At 65.7% G+C, this 21,072-nt stretch carries 19 protein-coding genes; 8 read left to right on the plus strand and 11 right to left on the minus strand.

Features of this window, described 5'->3' with window-relative positions; genetic code table 11:
• Window positions 1–10: 10 nt before the first annotated feature.
• From N551_RS0100300 to N551_RS0100310, 3 genes are all read right to left on the minus strand, one after another.
• Entirely contained in the window at window positions 11–2,335 is a 2,325-nt protein-coding gene (locus N551_RS0100300) for a xanthine dehydrogenase family protein molybdopterin-binding subunit (protein ID WP_027565248.1), read from the minus strand.
• Between the two features lie 232 nt (window positions 2,336–2,567).
• A complete protein-coding gene (locus N551_RS0100305; RefSeq protein ID WP_027565249.1) occupies window positions 2,568–3,443 on the minus strand; it encodes a dihydrodipicolinate synthase family protein in 876 nt (291 codons plus the stop codon).
• A gap of 60 nt (window positions 3,444–3,503) precedes the next feature.
• A complete protein-coding gene (locus N551_RS0100310) occupies window positions 3,504–4,469 on the minus strand; it encodes a VOC family protein (protein WP_027565250.1) in 966 nt (321 codons plus the stop codon).
• A 194-nt stretch (window positions 4,470–4,663) separates the two neighbouring features.
• On the opposite strand from N551_RS0100310, the gene N551_RS0100315 reads away from it, so the two are divergent.
• Both N551_RS0100315 and N551_RS0100320 read left to right on the plus strand, forming a co-directional pair.
• Entirely contained in the window at window positions 4,664–5,530 is an 867-nt protein-coding gene (locus N551_RS0100315; RefSeq protein ID WP_027565251.1) for a S1C family serine protease, read from the plus strand.
• Entirely contained in the window at window positions 5,527–5,898 is a 372-nt protein-coding gene (locus N551_RS0100320) for a response regulator transcription factor (protein ID WP_027565252.1), read from the plus strand. The genes N551_RS0100315 and N551_RS0100320 overlap by 4 nt, the downstream gene beginning before the upstream one ends.
• Here the strand turns inward: N551_RS0100320 and N551_RS0100325 are convergent.
• The 4 genes from N551_RS0100325 to N551_RS0100340 all read right to left on the minus strand — a co-directional run bounded on the left by N551_RS0100325 (window position 5,895) and on the right by N551_RS0100340 (window position 10,761).
• Window positions 5,895–6,968 (minus strand): HAMP domain-containing sensor histidine kinase, encoded by a 1,074-nt coding sequence (locus N551_RS0100325; RefSeq protein WP_027565253.1) that lies wholly within the window; start codon window positions 6,966–6,968, stop codon window positions 5,895–5,897. The two genes, N551_RS0100320 and N551_RS0100325, sit on opposite strands and share 4 nt — an antisense overlap.
• The gene (locus N551_RS0100330; protein WP_007596553.1) at window positions 6,955–7,647 is read right to left on the minus strand and encodes a response regulator transcription factor; all 693 of its coding nucleotides are present in this window, start codon (window positions 7,645–7,647) and stop codon (window positions 6,955–6,957) included. The genes N551_RS0100325 and N551_RS0100330 overlap by 14 nt, the downstream gene beginning before the upstream one ends.
• 97 nt (window positions 7,648–7,744) lie before the next feature.
• Window positions 7,745–8,185 (minus strand): hypothetical protein, encoded by a 441-nt coding sequence (locus tag N551_RS36740; protein WP_081747780.1) that lies wholly within the window; start codon window positions 8,183–8,185, stop codon window positions 7,745–7,747.
• Between the two features lie 239 nt (window positions 8,186–8,424).
• The gene (locus N551_RS0100340) at window positions 8,425–10,761 is read right to left on the minus strand and encodes a Tex family protein (RefSeq protein ID WP_027565255.1); all 2,337 of its coding nucleotides are present in this window, start codon (window positions 10,759–10,761) and stop codon (window positions 8,425–8,427) included.
• A gap of 399 nt (window positions 10,762–11,160) precedes the next feature.
• On the opposite strand from N551_RS0100340, the gene N551_RS0100345 reads away from it, so the two are divergent.
• Both N551_RS0100345 and N551_RS0100350 read left to right on the plus strand, forming a co-directional pair.
• Window positions 11,161–12,273 carry a ring-opening amidohydrolase gene (locus tag N551_RS0100345; RefSeq protein ID WP_027565256.1) on the plus strand — a complete coding sequence of 371 codons (1,113 nt, stop codon included), beginning with the start codon at window positions 11,161–11,163 and terminating at the stop codon, window positions 12,271–12,273.
• Between the two features lie 125 nt (window positions 12,274–12,398).
• Window positions 12,399–13,868, plus strand: coding sequence for an amidase (locus tag N551_RS0100350; RefSeq protein WP_027565257.1), 1,470 nt, complete (start codon window positions 12,399–12,401; stop codon window positions 13,866–13,868).
• Window positions 13,869–13,906: 38 nt separating this feature from the next.
• On the opposite strand, the gene N551_RS0100355 is transcribed toward N551_RS0100350, so the two are convergent.
• On the minus strand, window positions 13,907–14,227 hold the full coding sequence (locus N551_RS0100355; RefSeq protein WP_027565258.1) for a hypothetical protein: 321 nt from the start codon (window positions 14,225–14,227) through the stop codon (window positions 13,907–13,909).
• Between the two features lie 147 nt (window positions 14,228–14,374).
• Here N551_RS0100355 and N551_RS0100360 point away from each other — a divergent pair, with 147 nt between their 5' ends.
• Together N551_RS0100360 and N551_RS0100365 are read left to right on the plus strand one after the other, a co-directional pair.
• The gene (locus N551_RS0100360) at window positions 14,375–15,283 is read left to right on the plus strand and encodes a PaaI family thioesterase (protein WP_027565259.1); all 909 of its coding nucleotides are present in this window, start codon (window positions 14,375–14,377) and stop codon (window positions 15,281–15,283) included.
• Between the two features lie 67 nt (window positions 15,284–15,350).
• Window positions 15,351–15,716 (plus strand): hypothetical protein, encoded by a 366-nt coding sequence (locus N551_RS0100365; RefSeq protein WP_027565260.1) that lies wholly within the window; start codon window positions 15,351–15,353, stop codon window positions 15,714–15,716.
• Here the strand turns inward: N551_RS0100365 and poxB are convergent.
• From poxB to N551_RS0100380, 3 genes are all read right to left on the minus strand, one after another.
• Entirely contained in the window at window positions 15,713–17,449 is a 1,737-nt protein-coding gene (poxB, locus tag N551_RS0100370) for a ubiquinone-dependent pyruvate dehydrogenase (RefSeq protein WP_027565261.1), read from the minus strand. The genes N551_RS0100365 and poxB overlap by 4 nt on opposite strands.
• A gap of 80 nt (window positions 17,450–17,529) precedes the next feature.
• Window positions 17,530–18,162: a 2-dehydro-3-deoxy-6-phosphogalactonate aldolase gene (locus N551_RS0100375; RefSeq protein WP_027565262.1), complete on the minus strand. Its 633-nt coding sequence runs from the start codon at window positions 18,160–18,162 to the stop codon at window positions 17,530–17,532.
• A 13-nt stretch (window positions 18,163–18,175) separates the two neighbouring features.
• On the minus strand, window positions 18,176–19,090 hold the full coding sequence (locus N551_RS0100380) for a 2-dehydro-3-deoxygalactonokinase (RefSeq protein ID WP_027565263.1): 915 nt from the start codon (window positions 19,088–19,090) through the stop codon (window positions 18,176–18,178).
• Between the two features lie 240 nt (window positions 19,091–19,330).
• On the opposite strand from N551_RS0100380, the gene N551_RS0100385 reads away from it, so the two are divergent.
• Window positions 19,331–20,428, plus strand: a complete 1,098-nt coding sequence (locus N551_RS0100385; protein ID WP_007596571.1) for an LLM class flavin-dependent oxidoreductase — start codon at window positions 19,331–19,333, stop codon at window positions 20,426–20,428.
• A 57-nt stretch (window positions 20,429–20,485) separates the two neighbouring features.
• Complete coding sequence (locus N551_RS0100390; protein ID WP_027565264.1) at window positions 20,486–21,040, plus strand: flavin reductase family protein; 555 nt, start codon at window positions 20,486–20,488, stop codon at window positions 21,038–21,040.
• Window positions 21,041–21,072 lie beyond the last annotated feature (32 nt).

The raw sequence follows: 21,072 nt of genomic DNA on the forward strand, positions 1-21,072 counted from the left end.
AGAATGGCCGCTAACCGCCCACCTTCGCGTCCTTGATCGCCTGCCAGATCTTCTGCGGCGTCAAGGGCGTGTTGAGCTGGGTGATGCCGAGCTCGGCGAGCGCATCCATCACGCCGTTGGTGACGCAGGGGGGGCCGCCAATGGCGCCGGATTCGCCGCAGCCCTTGGCGCCGAGCGGATTGGTGCGGCAGGGCGCGGAATCGTCGAGCGTCACCACGATCGACGGAATGTCGTCGGCGCGCGGGATGCAGTAGTCCTGGTAGCTTGCGGTGAGCAGCTGGCCGTCGGCATCATAGGACACGCCCTCATACAGCGCCTGGCCGATGCCTTGTGCGACACCCCCATGGATCTGGCCGGTGACCAGCATCGGGTTCACGGCGACACCGACGTCGTCGACGGTGGTGTAGCGCACGACCTTGGAGACGCCGGTCTCCGGATCGATCTCGACCTCGCAGATATGCGTGCCGTTCGGCCAGCTCGGACCATCCACTTCGCCTTCGGAATCGACGCTGAGTTTTGCGCCGCTCTCCTTCTCTGCAATATCGAACAGGCTGATGCGGCGGTCGGTGCCGACCACGGTGAGCATGCCGCCCTGGTACTCGATGTCTTCGATCGAGGTCTCCAGCACGTTCGCCGCCTTCTCGCGCGCCTTCTGGATCAGATCGTTGGAGGAGACCGCGACCGCCGTGCCGCCGACGAACAGCGAACGCGATCCGACGCTGCCGAAGCCCGTCGCCAGATCGGTGTCGCCCTGGACCACGTCGATCTTGTCCATGGCAATGCCGAGCGTGTCGGAGATCATCTGGGTGTAGGTGGTCTGCAGCCCCTGCCCCATTGCCATGGTGCCGGAATGCAGGATGACGCGGCCTTCCGACGTCGCGTGCAGGCTGACCTTCTCGGTGTGGGCGCGGCCGCCGGTCCATTCGATATAGGAGGTGAGCCCGCGGCCGTAGAGCAGGCCCCTTTTCTTCGCGGCCTTCTTGCGCGCGGCAAAGCCGTCCCAGTCGGCGAGCTTCACGGCGCGATCGAGCATGTGCGCGAAGGCGCCAGAATCGTAAACTTGCCCCGCCGCATTGGTATAGGGCAGCTGTGCCGGCTTGATGTAGTTGGCTTTCCGGATCGCGCGCGGATCCATGCCGATTTTCCGCGCGGCCGCGTCGAACAGGCGCTCGACGATGAACACGGCCTCGGGCCGGCCCGCACCGCGATAGGCACCGACCGGCGCCGTGTGAGTCATCACCGACTTCACCTCGAAATGCACCAGCGGCAGATCGTAGACGCCGGTCTGCACGAACGGGCCCAGCACCAGCGGAATGATGTTGGCCGCGCCCGAGGAATACGCGCCGGTGCAGCCGATCGAGCTGACGCGATAGGCCAGCACCTTGCCTTTCTCGTCGAGTGCGAAGGAAGCGGTCGAAGTCAGATCGCGGCCATGGGTGCCGCCGACGAATTCGTCGGTGCGGTCTCCGCGCCAGCGGATTTTTTTGTTCAGCTTGGTTGCGGCATAGGCGACGATACCGTCTTCGGGATAGAGGTTGGTCTTCTGGCCAAAGCCGCCGCCGATATCGCCGACCAGCACGCGAACGCTGTCCTTCGGACGCTTCAGTACGGCCTCGGCCAGCACGTCGCGGGTCGAGGCGGGCGTCTGCGATTGCACATGCAGCAGGAGGCGGCCGGATTTCTTGTCGATCTCTGCAATGGTCGAGCGCGGCTCCATGGCTGACGGCACCAGGCGCTGGCTGACGAGATCGAGCTCGACGGTATGCGCCGCCCTGGCAAAAGCTTCGTCCACCTTGGCGGCATCGCCGTAGCTCATCGCGCCGACGACGTTGTCGGGCGCCTCCGGCCACACCAATGGCGCGCCGGGCTTGACCGCCTCGACGGGATCGACCACCGCCGGCTGCACGTCATATTCGACCACGATCGCTTCAGCTGCGCTCTGCGCGTCGGCACGCGAGGAGGCCACTACGGCGGCCACGGCCTCGCCGGCATAGCGTACGATTTCGTGCGCCAGCAGGCGGCGTGGCGGCACCGTCATCGGCTTGCCGTCGGGGCGCTTGAAGATGCTCAAGGTCGGGATGACGCCGATGTCGTCCTTGATGAGGTCGGCGCCGGTGTAGACCGCGGTCACGCCGGGCATCGCAGTGGCGGCGCTGGTGTCGATCGAGACGATCTTCGCGTGGGCATGCGGCGAGCGCAGCAGGTACAACCACAGCGCGCCATCTTCCGGCTTGTCGTCGATGAACTGCCCCTTCCCGGTGAGCAGCCGCTGGTCTTCCAAACGCTTGACCGGTTGCCCCGCTCCGAAACGCAAATTGCCGGGAAGAATGTTCATTCCGTGGGGTCCTCAGGGTCTTTTCGAAACTGCGGGCCGCCTTTTAGCGGATCGATCAAGGGCATACCAGCCGCGCTTTTAGGCGGTATATCCGCGATTTCGTCATGCCCGGGCTTGTCCCGGGCATCCACGTACTTTCGTGTGGAGGCGCGTGGATGGCCGGGACATAGGCGAGCGAAAGCGACGCCGTCCTTCGGACGGCTATGCCCGGCCATGACGACGAGGGGATCGGCTACGCCAGCTCCCGCAGGGCCGCTTCCACGATCTTGCGCGCATCGGCGGTGAGTGCGGCCTGCGGCGGGACGGGATCGCCGACGTCGTAGCCCTGGAAGGCCAATCCGGCCTTGATGCAAGCCGCCAGGTTGAAGCGGGCAAAAGCCTCGTTGATGCGCCATAGCCTGCGCTGGAGCGCCATCGCCTCGTCCCAGCGACCGGCCTTGCAGAGGTCGTAGAGCGCGACGCTCTGGCGCGGGATGATGCAGGCGGGCCCCGCCATCCAGCCGAGCCCGCCGATCAGCATCACGGCAGCCGGGATGTGGGCGGAGGCCGAGAACACCCGCAAGGCATCGCCGCAGCGGTTCATAATCGAGAGCAGCCGGCCGGTGTTGGTCGAGGCGTCCTTGATGTAGCCGATGCGCCGATGTTCGGCGAGGCGCGCGATGACGTCGAGGGTGAGATCAGAGCGCTGGAATTGGGGATTGGTGTAGATGACGACCGGGATGTCCACGGCATCGGCGATGGCGCGGAAATAGGATTCGATTTGAGCGTCGGCGAGCGGAAAATACTCTTCCAGGATCGCCAGAATGCCGTCGGCGCCGAGCTTCTGATACGCTATCGCCTGCGCCACCGCGTCAGCCGTCGAGGTGGAGGCAACGCCCGCAACCACAGGCACACGTCCCTTTGCCGCTTCGATCGTGGCCTGCACCACCGCGGTGCGTTGGGCGGCGTTGAGATAGGCGAACTCGCCGGTCGAGCCGAGCGGGGTCAGACCATGGACGCCGGCGCCGATCAGATCGTCGCAGAGCTTTGCGAGGACGTTCGTCCGCACCGCGCCGTCGGCATCGACGGGCGATACGAGATAGGGGAAGACACCGCGAAAATCGGGCATGTCAGGGGACCCGGAGACTGGTTTGCACCTGACGGGTCTTAGCAACGCCGGCGCAGGCGATCAAACCCTGATCAACCGCACCCGCGTGCCCCAGGGATCGATCGCCTCCACGCCATTGGCCAGCCCCGTGACTTTCGCACCGCCCTTGCGCAGGCGCTCGTCCTGCGCGGCAAGCAGGTCCGGCTTCTCCGTCACCAGCGAGAACCAGGCGAGCCCTGTTGCCTGATCGTCGCGTTGGCCGGCACCCTGGCTCTGCCAGACGTTCATGCCGAGGTGATGGTGGTAGCGGCCCGACGACAGGAACGCGGCACCGTTGCGGCTGCGGGTCGGGTCCAGGCCGATGGCACCGTGGTAGAAGCGCTCGGCCTGTGCGAGGTCGCCGACGCGCAGATGCATGTGGCCGATGCGCAGACCGTCCGGCGCCTTGGCATAATCAGGCACGCGCGTATTGGTCAGCGACAGCAGGTCGGGAATGTTGAGCTCGTCGGACGCCATCTTCACGCTGCCCTCGCTCCACTGCCATTGCGCGGGATCGCGGTCGGCATAGACCTCGATCCCGTTGCCTTCGGGATCGTCGAGATAGACGGATTCGCTGACGAGGTGATCGGCGAAGCCCGAAAGCGGCACACGATGCGAAGCGGCTGCCACCAGCCAGCGCGCCAGGTCCTTGCGGGTCGGCATCAGGAAGGCGGTGTGGTAGAGGCCGGCGGCGTTGCGTGGTTCGATCTCGGCATCAGGACGGGCCTCGAGCACCAGCAGCGTGATGCCGGCCGTGCCGAGCTTGGCGGCGCTGGCAGAGCGCTCCATCACGGTGAGGCCGATCACGTCGCGATAGTAGTCGGCGACCTTGTCGAGGTTCTTCACCCGGAGCGTCACCATGCCGACCCGCATCGGCGTGCGGCTGGCGTAGGTCGGCCCGCCGCCCTGCGGTGCGCCCTCGGCCCGCGCCGCGCCCGCAGCCGCCATTGCCAGCGAGGTGGCGCCGGCGAGTTGAAGCAGGGTGCGGCGGGTGAGGTAGATGGTCATCGGTCAGGCTCGCTGAAAATCGTGAAGGCGGCGCAATTTCGCGATTGCTACACGTTCCCGTGAGCGGCTCCCAATCACATGTTCGTCGGCAGTGGTCGTATGAATCAGCTTCCCTGCTCATTTCCTGGCCATGCGGCCAGTTACGCGATCGCCCGCGACATCCCAGATTGAGGACAGCTTTACAGGAGCCTCCCATGACCGAACCCACCCCCCTGTCCTCGCTGTCGTCCGCGCTCGCGGATGTGGTGTCCCGCACCGCGCCGTCCGTCGTCGCCGTGCATTCGCATCGCTCCCGCGCCACCGGGTTCGTTTGGAAGCCCGGCCTGATCGTCACCGCCGACGAGGCGCTGGCCGATGAGGGGGACATCGAGATCGGCCTCCCCGACGGCAGCACCGCAGCCGCCACGATTGCAGGCCGCGACCATACGACGGATATCGCGCTGCTGCGCGCCGATAGCGCGCTGACCCCGGTCAAGCTGGCAACAATTGTCCCGCCCCTCGGCGCGTTGTCGGTCGTCGTCGCCACCAACCGCGATACGCCGAGCGCCGCGCTCGGGATGGTGTCGCTGTCCGGCAAGAGCTGGCGCTCCTTGCGCGGCGGCGACATCGACGCGCGGATCGAGATCGATGTCCGCTTGCGCTCCAGCCAGCAGGGCGGCCTCGCGCTCGATGCATCGGGCGAGGCCTTCGGCATGGCCGTGCTAGGCCCGAGGCGTGTGCTGGTGATCCCGACAGCGACGATCGAGCGGGTCGCGGCACAGTTGGAGGCCCGCGGCCGCATCGCACGCGGGTATCTCGGCCTCGGGCTGCAGCCGGTCCGGCTCGACGACGGCGTCGGCGCGATGGTGATGAATGTCGACAAGGCCGGCCCTTCGGCCGCGGCCGGCATTCGCCAGGGCGACGTCATCGTCGCCGTCAACGACCAGAAGCTGTCCGGCGTACGCGCGCTGTCGCGGACGCTGGGTCCGGCGAGCGTGGGCGCGGTGGTCGATATCGCGGCGCGCCGCGGCGGCGAGCCGGTCAGCTTCAAGGTTACGATCGGCGAGAGGCCGGCGGCGTGAGCGAGGACATCGCGCCCGAGATCGTGCTGGCTTTGGAGATCGACGATCCCGCCCTCGCCGATCGCCTGGCTGCTCTGCTCGGCAATATCGCCGGGCTTCGCCTCGCCGGACCCGGCGAGAAGGCCGCAGCGGCGATCGTCACCCGCGATCCGCGCATCATGCCTGACGACATCGCGCTGACACAGCGCGAGCTCGATGTGCTAGCGTTGATGGCGGAAGGTGGCTCCAACAAGATGATCGCGCGTCAGCTCGGCATTTCCGTGCACACCGTGAAATTCCATGTCGGCTCGCTGCTCGACAAGCTCGATGCCACCGGCCGAACCGATGCGGTGGCACATGCGGCACGCCGCGGCGTGATCGAACTCTAGGGCGGATGCGGCGGGAAACTGAGCTGGACCGTCAGGCCCAGCGTGTTGTCGTGCAGGGCAATCTCGGCGCCATGGAGGCGAGCGACCGCGGCGACCAGGCTTAAACCAAGGCCGTTACCAGGGGTGTAGCGGCTCTGCTCCAGCCGGTAGAAGCGTTTGAACACGTGATCGCGCTGATCCGCCGGAATGCCTGGACCGTCGTCGACGATCGCGATCACTGCCCCCTCGTTGGCACTGCGGCAGGTGACGGTCACCTGCCCGCCCTTGCGGCCGTGCTTGATCGCGTTATCGACGAGATTGGCGACGGCGTCGAACAGAAGGTCGCGATCACCAATAATCGCCACCTCGCGGTCGCCGCCCAGGCTGAGCCGCGTCGCGACCTGTTCGGCGGCGGCATCGTAGAGCTCGACGACCTCGCCGGCGATTTCGGCGAGATTGAGGGTGCGAAACGCGCTGCGGCGGGCGCGGGTCTCGATCTCCGAGATGCGGGTGATTGAGGCGAACATGCCGAGCACGGCGTCGAGATCGGCGATGGTGTCGCCGATCAGCACCGCGTCGGCCTCGCCGTTGCGAGGGGTGTGATAGGCCTTCTCCAGCCGGCCGCGCATGCGCGTCAGCGGCGTGCGCAAATCATGGGCGACGTTGTCGCTGACCTGCTTGACCTCGCCCATCAAAGTCTCGATGCGGTCGAGCATCTGGTTGAGGTTTTCGGCGACACGGTCCCACTCGTCGTGACTGCCGCGCAAGGGAATGCGCTGGTCGAGGCCGGACATCATGATGGCGCGGCTGGTGGCGTTGATCTCCTCGATTCGCCCGACCGTGCGGCGCGTCACCAGCACCGCGGCGAGCCCCGCGAGCACCAGCATCAGCACCGCGACAGCGACCATTGCGAGCTCGATCATCGCGGTGAAGCCGCTGTGATCGCCGGCATAGCCGACACGGTTCTGCACATAGGCGATCGTGCCGAAATAGACATAGGCCATGATCGCCGCGACGATCAGCCCGAACGCCGCGATCGCGATCAGCGCCAGGCGGAAGGTCGAGGAGCGGAGCGTTTTAGCCAGGAGCACGGAGACAATATCCGATGCCGCGGATGGTGTGGATCAGCGGATAGGCCTGGGCATCATCGACCTTGCGGCGGACGCGACCGACATAGACGTCGATGATGTTGGTGGAGGGATCGAAGTGCAGATCCCAGACATGCTGGAGCAGCATCGCACGCGAGACGACGCGGCCCTCGTTACGGACGAGATATTCGAGCAGCTGGAATTCCCGCGGCAACAGCGGAATCTTCCGGCCGCGGCGGCTCGCGCTCCGCGCGATCAGATCGATGGCGAGATCGCCGACCCGCAGGATCGTCTCCTTGGCAACGGTGTCGCTGCGCCGGCCGAGTGCCTCCAGCCGCGCCAGCAATTCGGTGAAGGAGAACGGCTTGACGAGATAATCGTCGCCGCCGGCGCGCAAGCCCCGCACGCGATCGTCGACCTCGCCAAGTGCGGAAATGATCAGGAACGGCGCGGCGATGCCGTCGTCGCGCAACTGGCGCATCACGCTGATGCCGTCGATGTCGGGCAGCATGCGGTCGATGGTGATCACGGCATAGTCGCGCGCGGCGCCGTGGCTGAGGGCTTCGCGCCCCGTGGCGGCGAGATCGACGTCGTAGCCAGAAATCGTCAGCTCCTCGACGAGTTGGCCTGCGGTTTCCGCATCGTCCTCGACGACCAGAATGCGGCGGTGACCTCCGGACATGACAAACTCCGCGCGACGATCGCCACCCGACTATCCCGTTCCGGGGCTGAGCGGAACCGCCCGATGACGATCGCGACAATGGTGCGGTACGGCGATGCTAGTACCAAGAGTCTCCGCACACATTGACCCATTGCCACCCATAGGGCGTCAAGCTCCTGCGCCAGCAGCCGTCATTGTAGCCGGCATAGTAATAGGGCGCACCGAAGACGGCGAAACGACGGAAGTGATGGTGGTGGAAGGCATGGTGGCCGTGCCAGCCGGCGCCGGCAAAGCGTGGTCCGATCGCGCCATGCGCAAAGCGTGGTCCACCGAAGCCTGCTCCGCCAACATGGGCAAAGCGCGCACCGCCCACATGCATGCCGCCGAAGCCACCGGCGTGCATACCGCCACCGAAATGCCCACCACCGCCGAAATGTCCGCCACCGCCGAAGCCGCCATGTCCGCCACCACCGCCACCTCTGGCGAGCACCGGTGAAGCGAGCGCCATCACCGCTGCGATCGTCACCGCGGTGAGGCCTTTGAGAAGCCTGTTGTCCATCGAAGCATCCTCCGTGCTGCGCGGCGATATTTCTACCGCGCGAGAAGGATCAGATGAGAGCAAGGGACAGGCGCCTTCAACTTACAAACGCGCCAGATTCTGACGCCGGTGTTAGGGAGAGGACCCGCTCTCTCCTCGTCATTGCGAGGAACCCTTGCGACGAAGCAATCCAGAGTCCCGCTGTGGAAAGATTCTGGATTGCTTCGCTGCGCTCGCAATGACGACGCGGATAGAAGAAGCTACGCCCGCTTGCCGCCGTTCTTCTCCGCCGCGCGGCGCAGCGCTTCGGCGAGTGCGCCGCCGCCGGAAGATTCCTGCTGGCGCGGGGCCGACGATGTCATGCGGGAGGGGTTGCGTGAGCTGTTGTCCCGCTGCATGCCGGGGGCGTCCTTCTTGGCGCCGACCTCGTCGTCGAGGCGCAGTGTCAACGAGATGCGCTTGCGCGCGACCTCGAAGTCCAGCACCTTCACCTTGACGATGTCGCCGGGCTTCACCACCTCGCGCGGATCCTTGATGTAGGTCCTGGACATCGCCGAGATGTGCACGAGGCCGTCCTGGTGCACGCCGATGTCGACGAAGGCGCCGAACGCGGCGACGTTGGTCACGGTGCCCTCGAGGATCATGCCCTTCTTGAGGTGCTTGATCTCCTCGACGCCATCCATGAACACAGCGGCCTTGAACGCCGGACGCGGGTCGCGGCCGGGCTTCTCGAGCTCGCGCAGGATGTCAGTGACGGTCGGCAGACCAAACGTCTCGTCCACGAAGTCTTTCGGCTTCAGCGTGCGAACGATGTCGCTGCTGCCGATCAGCGCCTTGATGTCGCTCTTGGTGGCGCCGAGAATCCGGCGCACCACCGGATAGGCTTCCGGATGCACGCCGGAAGCGTCGAGCGGATCCTCGCCGCCGAGGATGCGCAGGAAGCCCGCGCACTGCTCGAACGCCTTGGGGCCGAGCCGCGGCACGTCCTTCAGCGCCTTGCGCGACTTGAACGGCCCGTTGGCGTCGCGATGTGCCACGATGCTCGAGGCGAGGCCGGAGCCGACACCCGACACGCGCGCGAGCAGCGGAGCGGACGCGGTGTTGACGTCGACGCCGACTGCGTTCACGCAGTCTTCGACCACCGCATCGAGCGATTTGGCGAGCTTGGCCTGGCCGAGGTCGTGCTGGTACTGGCCGACCCCGATCGCCTTGGGTTCGATCTTGACCAGCTCGGCGAGCGGATCCTGAAGCCGCCGCGCGATTGACACCGCACCGCGCAGGGTGACGTCGAGATCAGGCAATTCCTCCGAGGCGAAAGCCGAGGCCGAATAGACCGACGCGCCGGCTTCCGACACCACGATCTTGGTCATCTTCAAGTCGGGCAGGCCCTTGACGAGGTCGGCCGCGAGCTTGTCGGTCTCGCGCGAGGCGGTGCCGTTGCCGATCGCGATCAGCTCGACGCGATGTTTCAGCGCGAGCTTGCCAAGGATCGCAAGCGCCTCGTTCCACTGCCGCTGCGGCTCGTGCGGATAGATCACGGCGGTATCCACCACCTTGCCGATCGCATCCGTGACGGCGACCTTGACGCCGGTGCGGAAGCCGGGATCGAGGCCCATGGTAACGCGGGTGCCGGCGGGCGCCGCGAGCAGCAAGTCGCGCAAATTGGACGCGAACACGCGCACGGCCTCGGTCTCGGCGGCATTCCACAGCCGCATGCGCAGGTCGATGTTGAGATGCACCTGGATCTTGGTGCGCCAGGCCCAGCGCACGGTATCGATCATCCAGCGGTCGCCGGCGCGCTTGAGGTCGGCGATGCCGAACCGCTTCATGATCTTCAGCTCATAGACACTCGGCACGCCCGGCGGCGATGCTTCGGTCTCGGCCTGAATCTGGAGATCGAGGATCTCTTCCTTCTCCCCGCGGAACATCGCGAGGATACGGTGCGAGGGCAGCTTCGTCAGCGGCTCGGAGAACTCGAAATAGTCGGCAAACTTTTCGCCCTCGGTCTTCTTGCCGTCGCGTACCTTGGATGCCATGCGCGCATTGGTCCACACCTCCTCGCGAAGCGCGCCGATCAAATCGGCGTCTTCGTCGAAACGCTCGACCAGGATGGCGCGGGCGCCGTCGAGTGCCGCAGCGGCATCCGCAACGCCCTTCTCTGCATTGACGAAGGCTTCGGCGACGACCTTCGGATCGTTGGTGGGCTCGGCCATGAGCTGATTGGCGAGCGGCTCGAGGCCGGCTTCCTTGGCGATCTCCGCCTTGGTGCGGCGCTTCGGCTTGAAGGGCAGATAGATGTCTTCGAGGCGCGCCTTGCTGTCGGCGGCGAGAATGGAGGCTTCCAGCGCGGCATCGAGCTTGCCCTGCTCGCGGACCGATTCGAGGATGGCCTTGCGGCGGTCCTCGAGCTCGCGCAGGTAACCCAGGCGTTCCTCCAGCGTGCGCAATTGCGCGTCGTCGAGCGCACCGGTCACTTCCTTGCGGTAGCGGGCGATGAAGGGAACCGTGGCGCCGCCGTCGAGCAGCGCCACAGTCGCCTCGACCTGCTCCGCCCGAACCCCAAGCTCCTGCGCAATTTTCTGGTTGATATTTGCCACGCGAGAACCCCTCTATCCAAGCACGCATCGCGGAGGCGAACCACCGGCTGCGGGACGCCGCTTATGGACCAATCGGGGTTGATTCATCAAGGTGCAGCGGACAACCGTCGACAAGGGATTTTTTGTCGAAGCGATGCGATCTCGCCACAATCGTGGGTGCGACGCAGACGGCGCACATATCCCCGTCGTCCTGGCGAAAGGCAGGGCCCATACCGCGTGATTCATCGATTGTGAGCGGTAGGCGTACCGAACGATGAGCCTTCGCCAAACTGACCCCTGGGGTAGTGGATCCTGGCGTTCGCCAGGACGACGATGGGGATTGCCTTGACACCTTGACAGACACCCTCGTTCGACGGCTGTTTTGTCCGCCGGGCTCCTGAACCCCATGTGAGGACTATAATGCGTACCACGTCGGTCGGCGTCATTAGAATCGCCACCAAAGGCCCCGGCGACGTCTCCGGATTGATCAGCATGATCGGCTCCGACGCGATCGATCCGACATCCATCCTGGCGATCCTCGGCAAGACCGAAGGCAATGGCGGCGTCAACGACTTTACCCGGGAATATGCCGTTGCCGCGCTGTGCACGGCGCTGGCGCCACGGCTCGGGCTGTCGCCGCAGGAGGTCGAGCAGCGCATTGCTTTCGTGATGTCCGGCGGCACCGAGGGCGTGCTCAGCCCGCACATTACAGTGTTCACGCGCAGGGAAGTCCCGCAGCGCCCGGCAGGCATCTCCGGCAAGCGCCTGAGCATCGGCATGGCGCAGACGCGGGATTTTCTCCCTGAAGAGCTCGGGCGCTCCGCTCAGATCACGGAAACAGCCGAGGCCGTGAAGGCCGCGATGGCGGATGCCGGCATCGCCGATCCCGCCGACGTCCACTTCGTGCAGATCAAGTGCCCGCTGCTCACCAGTGAGCGCGTCGCGGCGGCGAACGCGCGCGGCCACAAGACGGCGACGACCAGCGCCTACAGCTCGATGGCCTATTCGCGCGGCGCCTCCGCGCTCGGGGTTGCGGTCGCGCTCGGCGAGATCGCAACCGACATACGCGACGAAGACGTGCTGCGACGCTACGATCTGTTTTCGAACGTCGCCTCGACCTCGTCCGGAATCGAGCTGATGCACAACGTCGTCATCGTGCTCGGCAATTCGATGTCCTCGACGAGCGAATTCGAGATCGGACATGCCGTGATGAGCGATGCGATCGACGCTGCCGCCGTGCTCGCGGCGCTGGAGAGCGTTGGGCTCCGTGCCGCGCCGCAGACGACGACCGGCCGCGAGTTCGTCAACATTTTCGCCAAGGCCGAGGCCTCGCCTGACGGCAGCGTGCGCGGCTTCCGCCACACCATGCTGGAAGATACCGATATCAGCTCGACGCGCCACGCCCGGGCTGCCGTTGGCGGGTTGATTGCCGGCCTTGCCGGCACCGGGGCAGTCTATGTCTCCGGCGGCGCCGAGCATCAGGGCCCCGCCGGCGGCGGGCCGGTCGCGGTGATCGCAAAGCTCTCGAATTGATGCGCGCGCATGCAATGCGGGATTACCTCTCCATCCGGCGCAACCCTGCCCTTCGCGCCGCCTCAGTTGATTAAAGTGTTTCCGTGCGAAACTAAGATGGCGCCGCACGAAGAGGTTTGGATCGCATGACTTTCCCGATGAGCTGGAACGAATGGGCGCAGCACGATGGCGTGGGGCTGGCCGCGCGCGTCCGCAAGGGCGAGCTCACGGCGAAGGAGTTGGCGCGCCAGGCCGCCGCGGGCGTTGCCAAGGTCAATCCGGCACTGTCGGGCGTGGTCGAGCTGTTCGATGACGTGATCGCCGATCCGGCCAAGGACGGCGCCAATCTCGCTGGCCCGTTCGCAGGCTTGCCCTTCCTGATGAAGGACCTCGGCCCGACCATGAAGGGTCGGCTCCAGGAGATGGGCTCGCTGCTGATGCGCGGCAATCGCGCCAGCGCCGACACGTTCCTGACCGGCAAATTCCGCCAGGCCGGACTGAACCTGATCGGACGCACCACGACGCCGGAATTCGGCGTCTGCAGCTCGGCCGACAATCCGGCCGTCTATGTCACGCGCAATCCCTGGGATACCGACTACACCACCTGCGGCTCGTCGGCCGGCAGCGCCGCGATGGTCGCGGCCGGCGTGGTGCCGATCGCGCATGCGACCGACGGCGGCGGCTCGATCCGCATTCCCGCCGGCGTCAACGGCAATATCGGCCTGAAAGTCTCGCGCGGCGTATTCTCGCTCGCACCGCACATGTCCGATCTCACCGGCCTGGTCTCGATCCAGGGCTGCCAGTCGCGCTCGGTGCGCGACACCGCCGCCTTCGTCGATCATGCAAGGGGAGCGGCGCCGGGCGAGTTCATGCCGTTCTGGACCACGGCGCAGCCCTATTCCGAGATGATCAAGCGCGATCCGTCAAAGCTTCGCATCGCGCTGTCGCACAGCTGGGGCGACTACACCGCGACGCCAGAGATCGCCGCCGAGCTGGCGAAGGCCGGCCGCTTCCTCGAAGGCCTCGGCCATCACGTCGACTACGCCCTGCCCGAGCTCGACTTCCGCGCCGCGTTCGAGGCGCAGACCACCTGCTACATCTCGAATTTTGCGGTGGTGATCTCGAACATGCTCGCCGCGCGCGGACTGGAACGGCCGCCGGAAGACCTCATCGAGCCGATGAATATCAGGATCTGGGAAGCCGGCCGGCATACGAGCTTCGCCGAGCGGGCGAAGATGCAAGGCGTGTTCAACACGACCTCGCGCGCCTTCGGCGCTTTCTTCGAGCAGTGGGACGTGATCCTGACCCCGATCACTGCGCTGCCGACGCCGAAGGTGGGCACCCGGGAGTATCTCACCATCTCCGACAATCCTGACGTGCTCGACTGGTTCGGCAATCTCTGGCGCTTCTTCGCCTTCACGCCACTCGCCAATCTCTGCGGCATGCCGGCGATCTCGATGCCGATGGCCACGCAGGAACACGGCCTGCCGCTCGGCATCCAGGCGATTGCGAAACAGGCCAATGACGGCCTGCTGCTGCAACTCGCCGCCCAGATCGAGCGCGCGCTCGACGGCAAGTGGAACGACGGCAGGAAGCCGAAGGTGCATGTGAGCTGAGTGAGTTGATCGCATTAACTTGCGATCCGCTAACTGCCTCAGTTCTTCACCGAGGGAATTTCCTCCGGCCGGGGCTGCTGCTGGCCCTGCTGGTACATTGCCAGCGCCTTTTCGAGCGCTTCGCGCAGCGCCAGCGCGGCGGCCACGCTGCAACGCAGATGCGCGGTCTGAACGACGTCGACCCTGACGGCGGCGCCGACCGGCATCAACAAATTGGCCGCAAGCTCGATCTGGATCGCGCCGTTGTGGTGGCCGAAGCAGGATGCACCGTCGAAATAGATGATCGGCGCCCGCTCCGAGCTCGAGGTCGAAATGATGACGGGCCCCTGGCTGGTGGCGGGCGTTTCGGGATCGGCCATGGGCACTCCTTGCGGCTAGTCGAACGAACGAGGCGCCCACCATCGTTGCTTCGGCCCGCCCTGTCGAGGCCAAACCGCCCCGGCACCTGCCGTGGGACGCGCATCCGGGGTTTTGCGCCGCGCCCGCCACTGGTCTAGAACGTCCTCATGTCCAGCTCACCGACCACACTTTCGTTCGAGGACCTCGCCGAGGCGATCAAGGGTCGCCGCTCCGATTACGGCCAGATCAGCGGGCTCCAACTCGACCGCTTCGCGCCTCGCGAGGCCTGGTCCAGCCTGCCCTACCGGCCAGTGTTCGTCGGCGATACCGAGACCGGCGTGCTGCATGGCGGTGTCGTCACCGCGATGCTGGACGAGAGCTGCGGCATGGCGGTGCAACTTGCGCTCGACGGCACGAGCGCGATCGCGACGCTCGATCTGCGCATCGACTATCAGAAGCCGGCGACGCCGGGCCTCGACATCAAGGCGCATTCGGTCTGCTACCGCACCACGCGTTCGATCGCCTTCGTGCGCTCGACCGCCTATCAGGACTCCGAGGACGATCCAGTCGCGACCGCCACCGCCTGCTTCATGATCGGTGCCAACCGCACCAACATGCTCGCGGACCGCAGGATGGACTCCCGCAACATTCCGACGCTGGAGGCGCCGGACGATCCGGAAGGCCCGTTCGCCAACAGCCCGTTCGCGCGCTGCCTCGGCATTCGCGCCAACGACGACGACACACTGACGATGCCGTTCTCGCCAAAGATCATCGGCAACCCGATCCTGCCTGCGATCCATGGCGGCATGACCGGCGCCTTCCTCGAGACCACCGCGATCTTCGGAGTGGCGCGCGAACTCGGCACAGCCGCGCTGCCCAAGCCGATCGGACTGACCGTCAACTATCTGCGCTCGGGCCGCGCGCTCGACACGTTCGCCAACGTCTCGATCGTGAAACAGGGCCGGCGCATCGTCGCCTTCGAGGCGCGGGCCTGGCAGGACGATGCGAACAAGCCGATCGCCACCGCCTTCGGCCATTTCATGCTGCGGCCGACGCCCGGAAACGACGAGGAATAGGCGCATTTTCCCTTGACGGCCAGGGTCTGGGCCACAACGATAGCATGTTCCCGCGAGAGGTATTGGGTTGCGGCATCCGCTCGACATCGTCGCCATGTTCGCCGCGCTCTGGCTGCTGGCAGCGATGGTGCTCGACGCGCTGACGCCGAAGGAGCTGACGACGGTGATGATCGGCATCGCCATCGGACCCGCCGTCGTCATCACCGCCGTGTTCTACTATCTGCGCTGCCCGCGCACCGATTTCGCGGTGATGTTCGCCGCGCTGTGGCTGATCTCCGACATCGGCATCGCGTTCATCTCGCCGGCGCAGCTGCCGCATTTCCTGATCGCGCTCGGCTTCGTACCGGCGCTGCTGATCGGCATCGTGCTGCACTGGCAACGCTTCCAGCGCCGCCATGAGCGGCTGCCCGTGCCGTCGGTCAAGCGGGGTTAGCGCGGCAGCAAATTGGTCTTGGCGAGATCGACGACCTCGTCGCCGCGGCCGTTCATCACGGCGCGCAAGACCCAGAGGCTGAAGCCCTTGATCTGTTCGGGCGTGATGGTCGGCGGCATCGACAGCTCCTGCTTCGCCGTGACCACGTCGAGCAGCGCCGGTCCGTTGTGGGCCAGCATCTCCTTCATCGCGCCCGGGAGCTCGCCGGGATCCTCGACGCGCCTTGCGAAGATGCCCATCGCGCGCGCCATTGCCGCGAAGTCCGGATTCTCCAGATCGACATTGGTGTCGACGAAACCGGCCGCCTTCATCTCCAGTGCGACGAAGCCGAGCACGCCGTTGTTGAAGATGACCACCTTCACCGGCAGCTTCATCTGCGTCAGCGTGATCAGATCGCCCATCAGCATGGTGAAGCCGCCGTCGCCGGAGAGCGAGATCACCTGGCGGCCGGACTGCGCGGCCTGCGCGCCGATCGCCTGCGGCATGGCGTTGGCCATCGAGCCGTGCACGAACGAGCCGATCAGCCGGCGGCGGCCGTTCATCTCGAGATAGCGCGCGGCCCACACCGTCGGCGTGCCGACATCGGCGGTGAACACGGCATCATCAGAGGCGTGGTCGCTGATGACCTTGGCGAGATATTGCGGATGGATCGGTTTGCTGCCCGGCGTGCCCTTCGCGAGCGAGTCCAGGCCCTCGCGTGCTTTCTTGTAGTGCGCGATCGCATCGTCGAGATGCCTGCGCTGCGTCTTGGCCTTGAGCAGCGGCAGCAGCGCCTCGATGGTGAGCTTGACGTCGCCGACGAGGCCGAGATCGATCTTGCAGCGACGACCGAGATTCTCCGGGCGGATGTCGATCTGGGCGACCTTCGCATCAGTCGGGAAGAACTGTTTGTAGGGAAAATCAGTGCCGAGCATCACCAGCGCGTCGCAGGCGTGCATAGCAGCATAGCCGGAGGAGAAGCCGATGAAGCCGGTCATGCCGACGTCGTAGGGATTGTCGTATTCGACGTGCTCCTTGCCGCCGAGCGCATGCACGATCGGGCTCTTCAAGGCTTCCGCGAGTTGCATCAACGGCGCATGCGCACCGGCGCAGCCACGGCCGCAGAACAAGGTGATGCGCTCGGCGCCGTTCAAGAGGTCTGCGAGCGCCTTCAGCTCATCGGCCTGCGGCACGATTTTCGGCGCCGACAGTGCAAGGCCACGCGCCGTCGACAGTGCGCGCTTGGGTGGGCTGCGGAAGGCGACGTCGCCGGGCATGGCGACGACGGCAACGCCGCGCATGCCGACCGCCGCGCGGATCGCGTTTTCCAGCACATAGGGCAGCTGACTCGGATCGGAGACCAGCTCGCAATAATGGCTGCACTCGCGGAACAGGTTTTGCGGATGCGTCTCCTGGAAATAGCCGCTGCCGATCTCGGCCGTCGGGATTTGCGCGGCGATCGCCAGCACAGGAACGCGGCTGCGATGGGCGTCGAACAGGCCGTTGATCAGATGCAGATTGCCGGGACCACACGAGCCCGCGCATACCGCAAGGCTGCCCGTCATCTCCGCTTCCCCGGCAGCGGCGAAGGCCGCGACCTCCTCGTGCCGGACATGGATCCATTCGATCGTGCCGCGCCGCCGCAGCGCTTCGGTCAGCGCATTCAGGCTGTCGCCGACGATGCCGTAGATGCGCTTTACGCCGGCCTGTTCGAGCGTTGCCACGAACAGATCGGCCACGTTGTTGATTGCCATGTCGGTCTCCTGATCTCGCTTCTGCGGCAAGATAGGATAACGCGCAACAGTGACGGCATCACGGCTTGTTTATTGCTGCTTCAGTCTTTCGCAATCGCCCGATCGTAGGCCGCGATCGTCAATTTTGCGCGAGCGGCAACGTCCGTTGCCGTCATGCCGGGCTTGTAGAGGCTGGAGCCGAGCCCGAACGCGGTGACGCCGCCCTTGATATACTCCGCGAAATTCTGGTCGGAGACGCCGCCGACGGCGGCGATCATCACGCCGGCCGGCAGCACGGCACGGATCGCGGCGATGCCGGACGCGCCGAGCACGCTGGCCGGAAAGAATTTCAGGCCAGAGGCGCCGGAGCGCGCGGCAAGCAGCGCCTCGGTCGGCGAGAATACGCCCGGTAGCGTGACCATGGCGTATTGGTGCGCACGCGTGAGCACCTGTGTATCGACATTCGGCGACACCATCAGCTTGCCGCCGACATCGTTGAGCCGATCGACATCCGCTGTGGTCAGCACCGTGCCGGCGCCGATCAGCACGCCGGCCGGCGCGAGCTTGACGGCGGCGGCGATGGAGCGGAACGGATCGGGCGAGTTTAACGGGATTTCGATCGCGGTCATGCCGGCCTCGATCAGCACGCCGACGATGGCCTCGGCCTCCTCCGGCTTGATGCCGCGCAGGATCGCGACCAGTGGCCGTTTCATCGCCGGAAAGGGAACGCTCATCTCGACTATCCTCTCATTTCGTCCAGATCGCCGCAGCCGCCATTGACAGTCCGCGGCGGACGGCTTCATCGGCGTCGACCGGCATCACGGTCACCGACAGCGCGTCGAAAGCCAGCCTGTACAGCATCGCGAGCCGCCCCGAGGCAATCAGCGTGATTCCAGCTTTCGGCATCGCCCCGGAGAGCCCTGCCGCCAGTTCGACGCCGATCAACGTGCCCGACAGCGTTTCGCGCGCCGCGGCCGGTGTGCCCCCGAACAGGAGCTGACGCGACCGCGCGCCGAACAGGAAATTGGCGGCGAAGGCCGGTGCTTCGTACGCGGCCTTCACCGCAGCCTGGAAGCTCGCGACATCCTCGGTATCTTCGGCGCCGGCGACCGCAAGCGACAAAATCGTCTCGCGCGACACGACGCTGAAGAGCTCACCGGTCATGAAAGTGGAGAAATGCGCGACTGTGCCGTCCTTGACTCGTACCCATTTCGAATGCGTGCCGGGCATGCAGACCAGCGCTTCACCGGCGGCATCAAGCCCGAGCGCGCCGAGCAGCTGCGTCTCCTCGCCGCGCATCACGTCCGGTGCTTTTGCATCGCGTTGCGCGATACCCGGCAGGATGCGGATGTCGCGCGCTTCGCCGGACACGCGCGCCGCCTGCTTCAGAACAGCGGAGAGTGGCGCGGGCGTATCGACATAACCGGCCTCGATCCAGCCGGTACGCGCGCCGGCCATGCCGCAGACGAGGACAGGCAGATGATCGGGCGCCTCGACTGCCGCGAGATGCGATTGCAGCACGGCGGCAAAGCCGGCCTTCGCCGCCACCAGCATGCCCTCGTCGCTGCGGCGCTCAGCCAGCACCTCGCCGGCGCGGTCGATCAGCCAGAGCCGGAAGCTGCTGGTGCCCCAGTCCACCGCGACATAGGCAGGTTCGGTCATCTCAACGCGTATCCTCGTCTCACCGCCGAGACGCCGTCTCGCGACAATGAGACGGGGCCCCGCAAATCTGCCCCGGGATATCGGCTATTGCTGCCGCAAACCAGCCTTTTTTCGCGGGTCTGGGGCGCCGTTCGCGGTGGCACACCGCTTGCGAAGAGGTGGCACACCGCTTGCTAAAGCGTTCCCGCTCACGTCCGTGAACCGCGCAACAAGACGCGTCAACATCAGATGAGGAAACCCATGGAGATCGGTTATTTCACGATGCCTTCGCACCCGCCGGAGTGCGGCCTGAAGGAAGGGAACGACTGGGACCTGCAGGTCATGCGCTGGCTCGACGAGCTCGGCTATCAGGAGGCCTGGGTCGGTGAGCACCACACCGCGCCTTGGGAACCCAATCCCACGCCGGATCTGCTGATCGCACAGGCGCTGATGCAGACCAAGAATATCCGCATCGGACCGGGCGGCTTCCTGCTGCCCTATCACCACCCGGCCGAGCTCGCCAACCGCGTCGCGATGCTCGATCACCTCTCCGGGGGACGACTCAATTTCGGAGTTGCGGCCAGCGGCCTGCCAAGCGACTGGGCCATGTTCAACGTTGACGGCATGAGCGGACAGAACCGCGACATGACGCGCGAGGCGCTGGAGATCATTCTGAAGATGTGGAGCGATCCCGCGCCCTGGACCTACAAGGGCAAGTTCTGGACGGTGACCAAGCCGGACACGATGTTCGACTTCCTCAAGCCGCACATCAAGCCGTTGCAGACGCCGCATCCGCCGATCGGCGTCGCCGGACTCTCGAAGAATTCGGACACGCTGAAGCTCGCCGGCGAGCGCGGCTTCATCCCGATGAGCCTCAACCTGAACCCCGCCTATGTCGGCAGTCATTGGGATTCGGTCGTAGCAGGTGCCGCCAAGACCGGACGCAAGCCGGACCGCGCGGATTGGCGGCTGGTGCGCGAGGTGTTCGTCGCCGATACCGACGAGGAAGCGTGGAGGCTCTCGACCGGCGACATGATGGGCCGGATGATGGGCGAGTACTTCCTGCCGCTGCTCGGCCATTTCGGGTTCAAGGACTATTTGAAGCACGCGCCCGACGTGCCCGATAGCGATGTCACCGTCGAATATTGCGCCAAGCGGAACTGGATCGTCGGCTCGCCCGCGACCGTCGCCGAGAAAATCGAGAAGATCTACGAGGAGGTCGGTGGCTTCGGCGTGCTGCTGGTGTTCGGCTTCGACTACAAGCACAAGGCGGAAGCCTGGCATCACTCGCTGTCGCTGCTGAGGAACGAGGTGATGCCGCGCCTGAAGCATCTCGGCTCCGCGCAGAAGGCGGCTTGACCCGACGCGGGTGCGGCGCGATCGTGCCGCACCCGCATCCATTTCGGAGATTTCCGCGTGACGGTGGACGCAAAGGAATTCAAGCAGGCGATGCGCCAGTGTGCGGGCGCCGTGGCGCTGGTGACGGTCGGTGCCGAGCACGGTAATCGCACGGGGCTGACGGTCACCTCGGCCTGCTCACTGTCGGACTCACCGCCATCCCTGATCGTCTGCGTCAACCGCAACGCCAGTGCGCACGCGCGTATCCGCGAGGAAGGCGCGTTCGCGATCAACTTCCTGCATGAGGACCACGCTCTCCTGGCGCTCACCTTCAGCGGCCAGAAGGGCGTCAATGGCGACGACCGTTTTGCGTTCGGGGAGTGGACGCGCGGGGTGACCGGCGCGCCGGTGCTGAGCGACGCGGTCGCCGCATTCGACTGCGTGCTGGCGCAGGAATTCGAGACGACGACGCATTCGATCTTCGTCGGCGAGGTGCGCGGCGCATCGCATTCCGACGGCGCGGCGCCGCTGGTGTATCTGCGCAGCAGCTTCCACGTCCCTCACGAAATCCGCGGCACCGTAACCGTCGGCGATCTCGACTCACGACATCTGAGCTGGAGCGATTTTTCGTAGGAGCGGCGGCGTTGATGGTGCGCTCTTCCTTC

It is taken from the genome of Bradyrhizobium sp. URHA0013 (genome assembly GCF_000518345.1).
Taxonomy (GTDB): Bacteria; Pseudomonadota; Alphaproteobacteria; order Rhizobiales; family Xanthobacteraceae; genus Bradyrhizobium.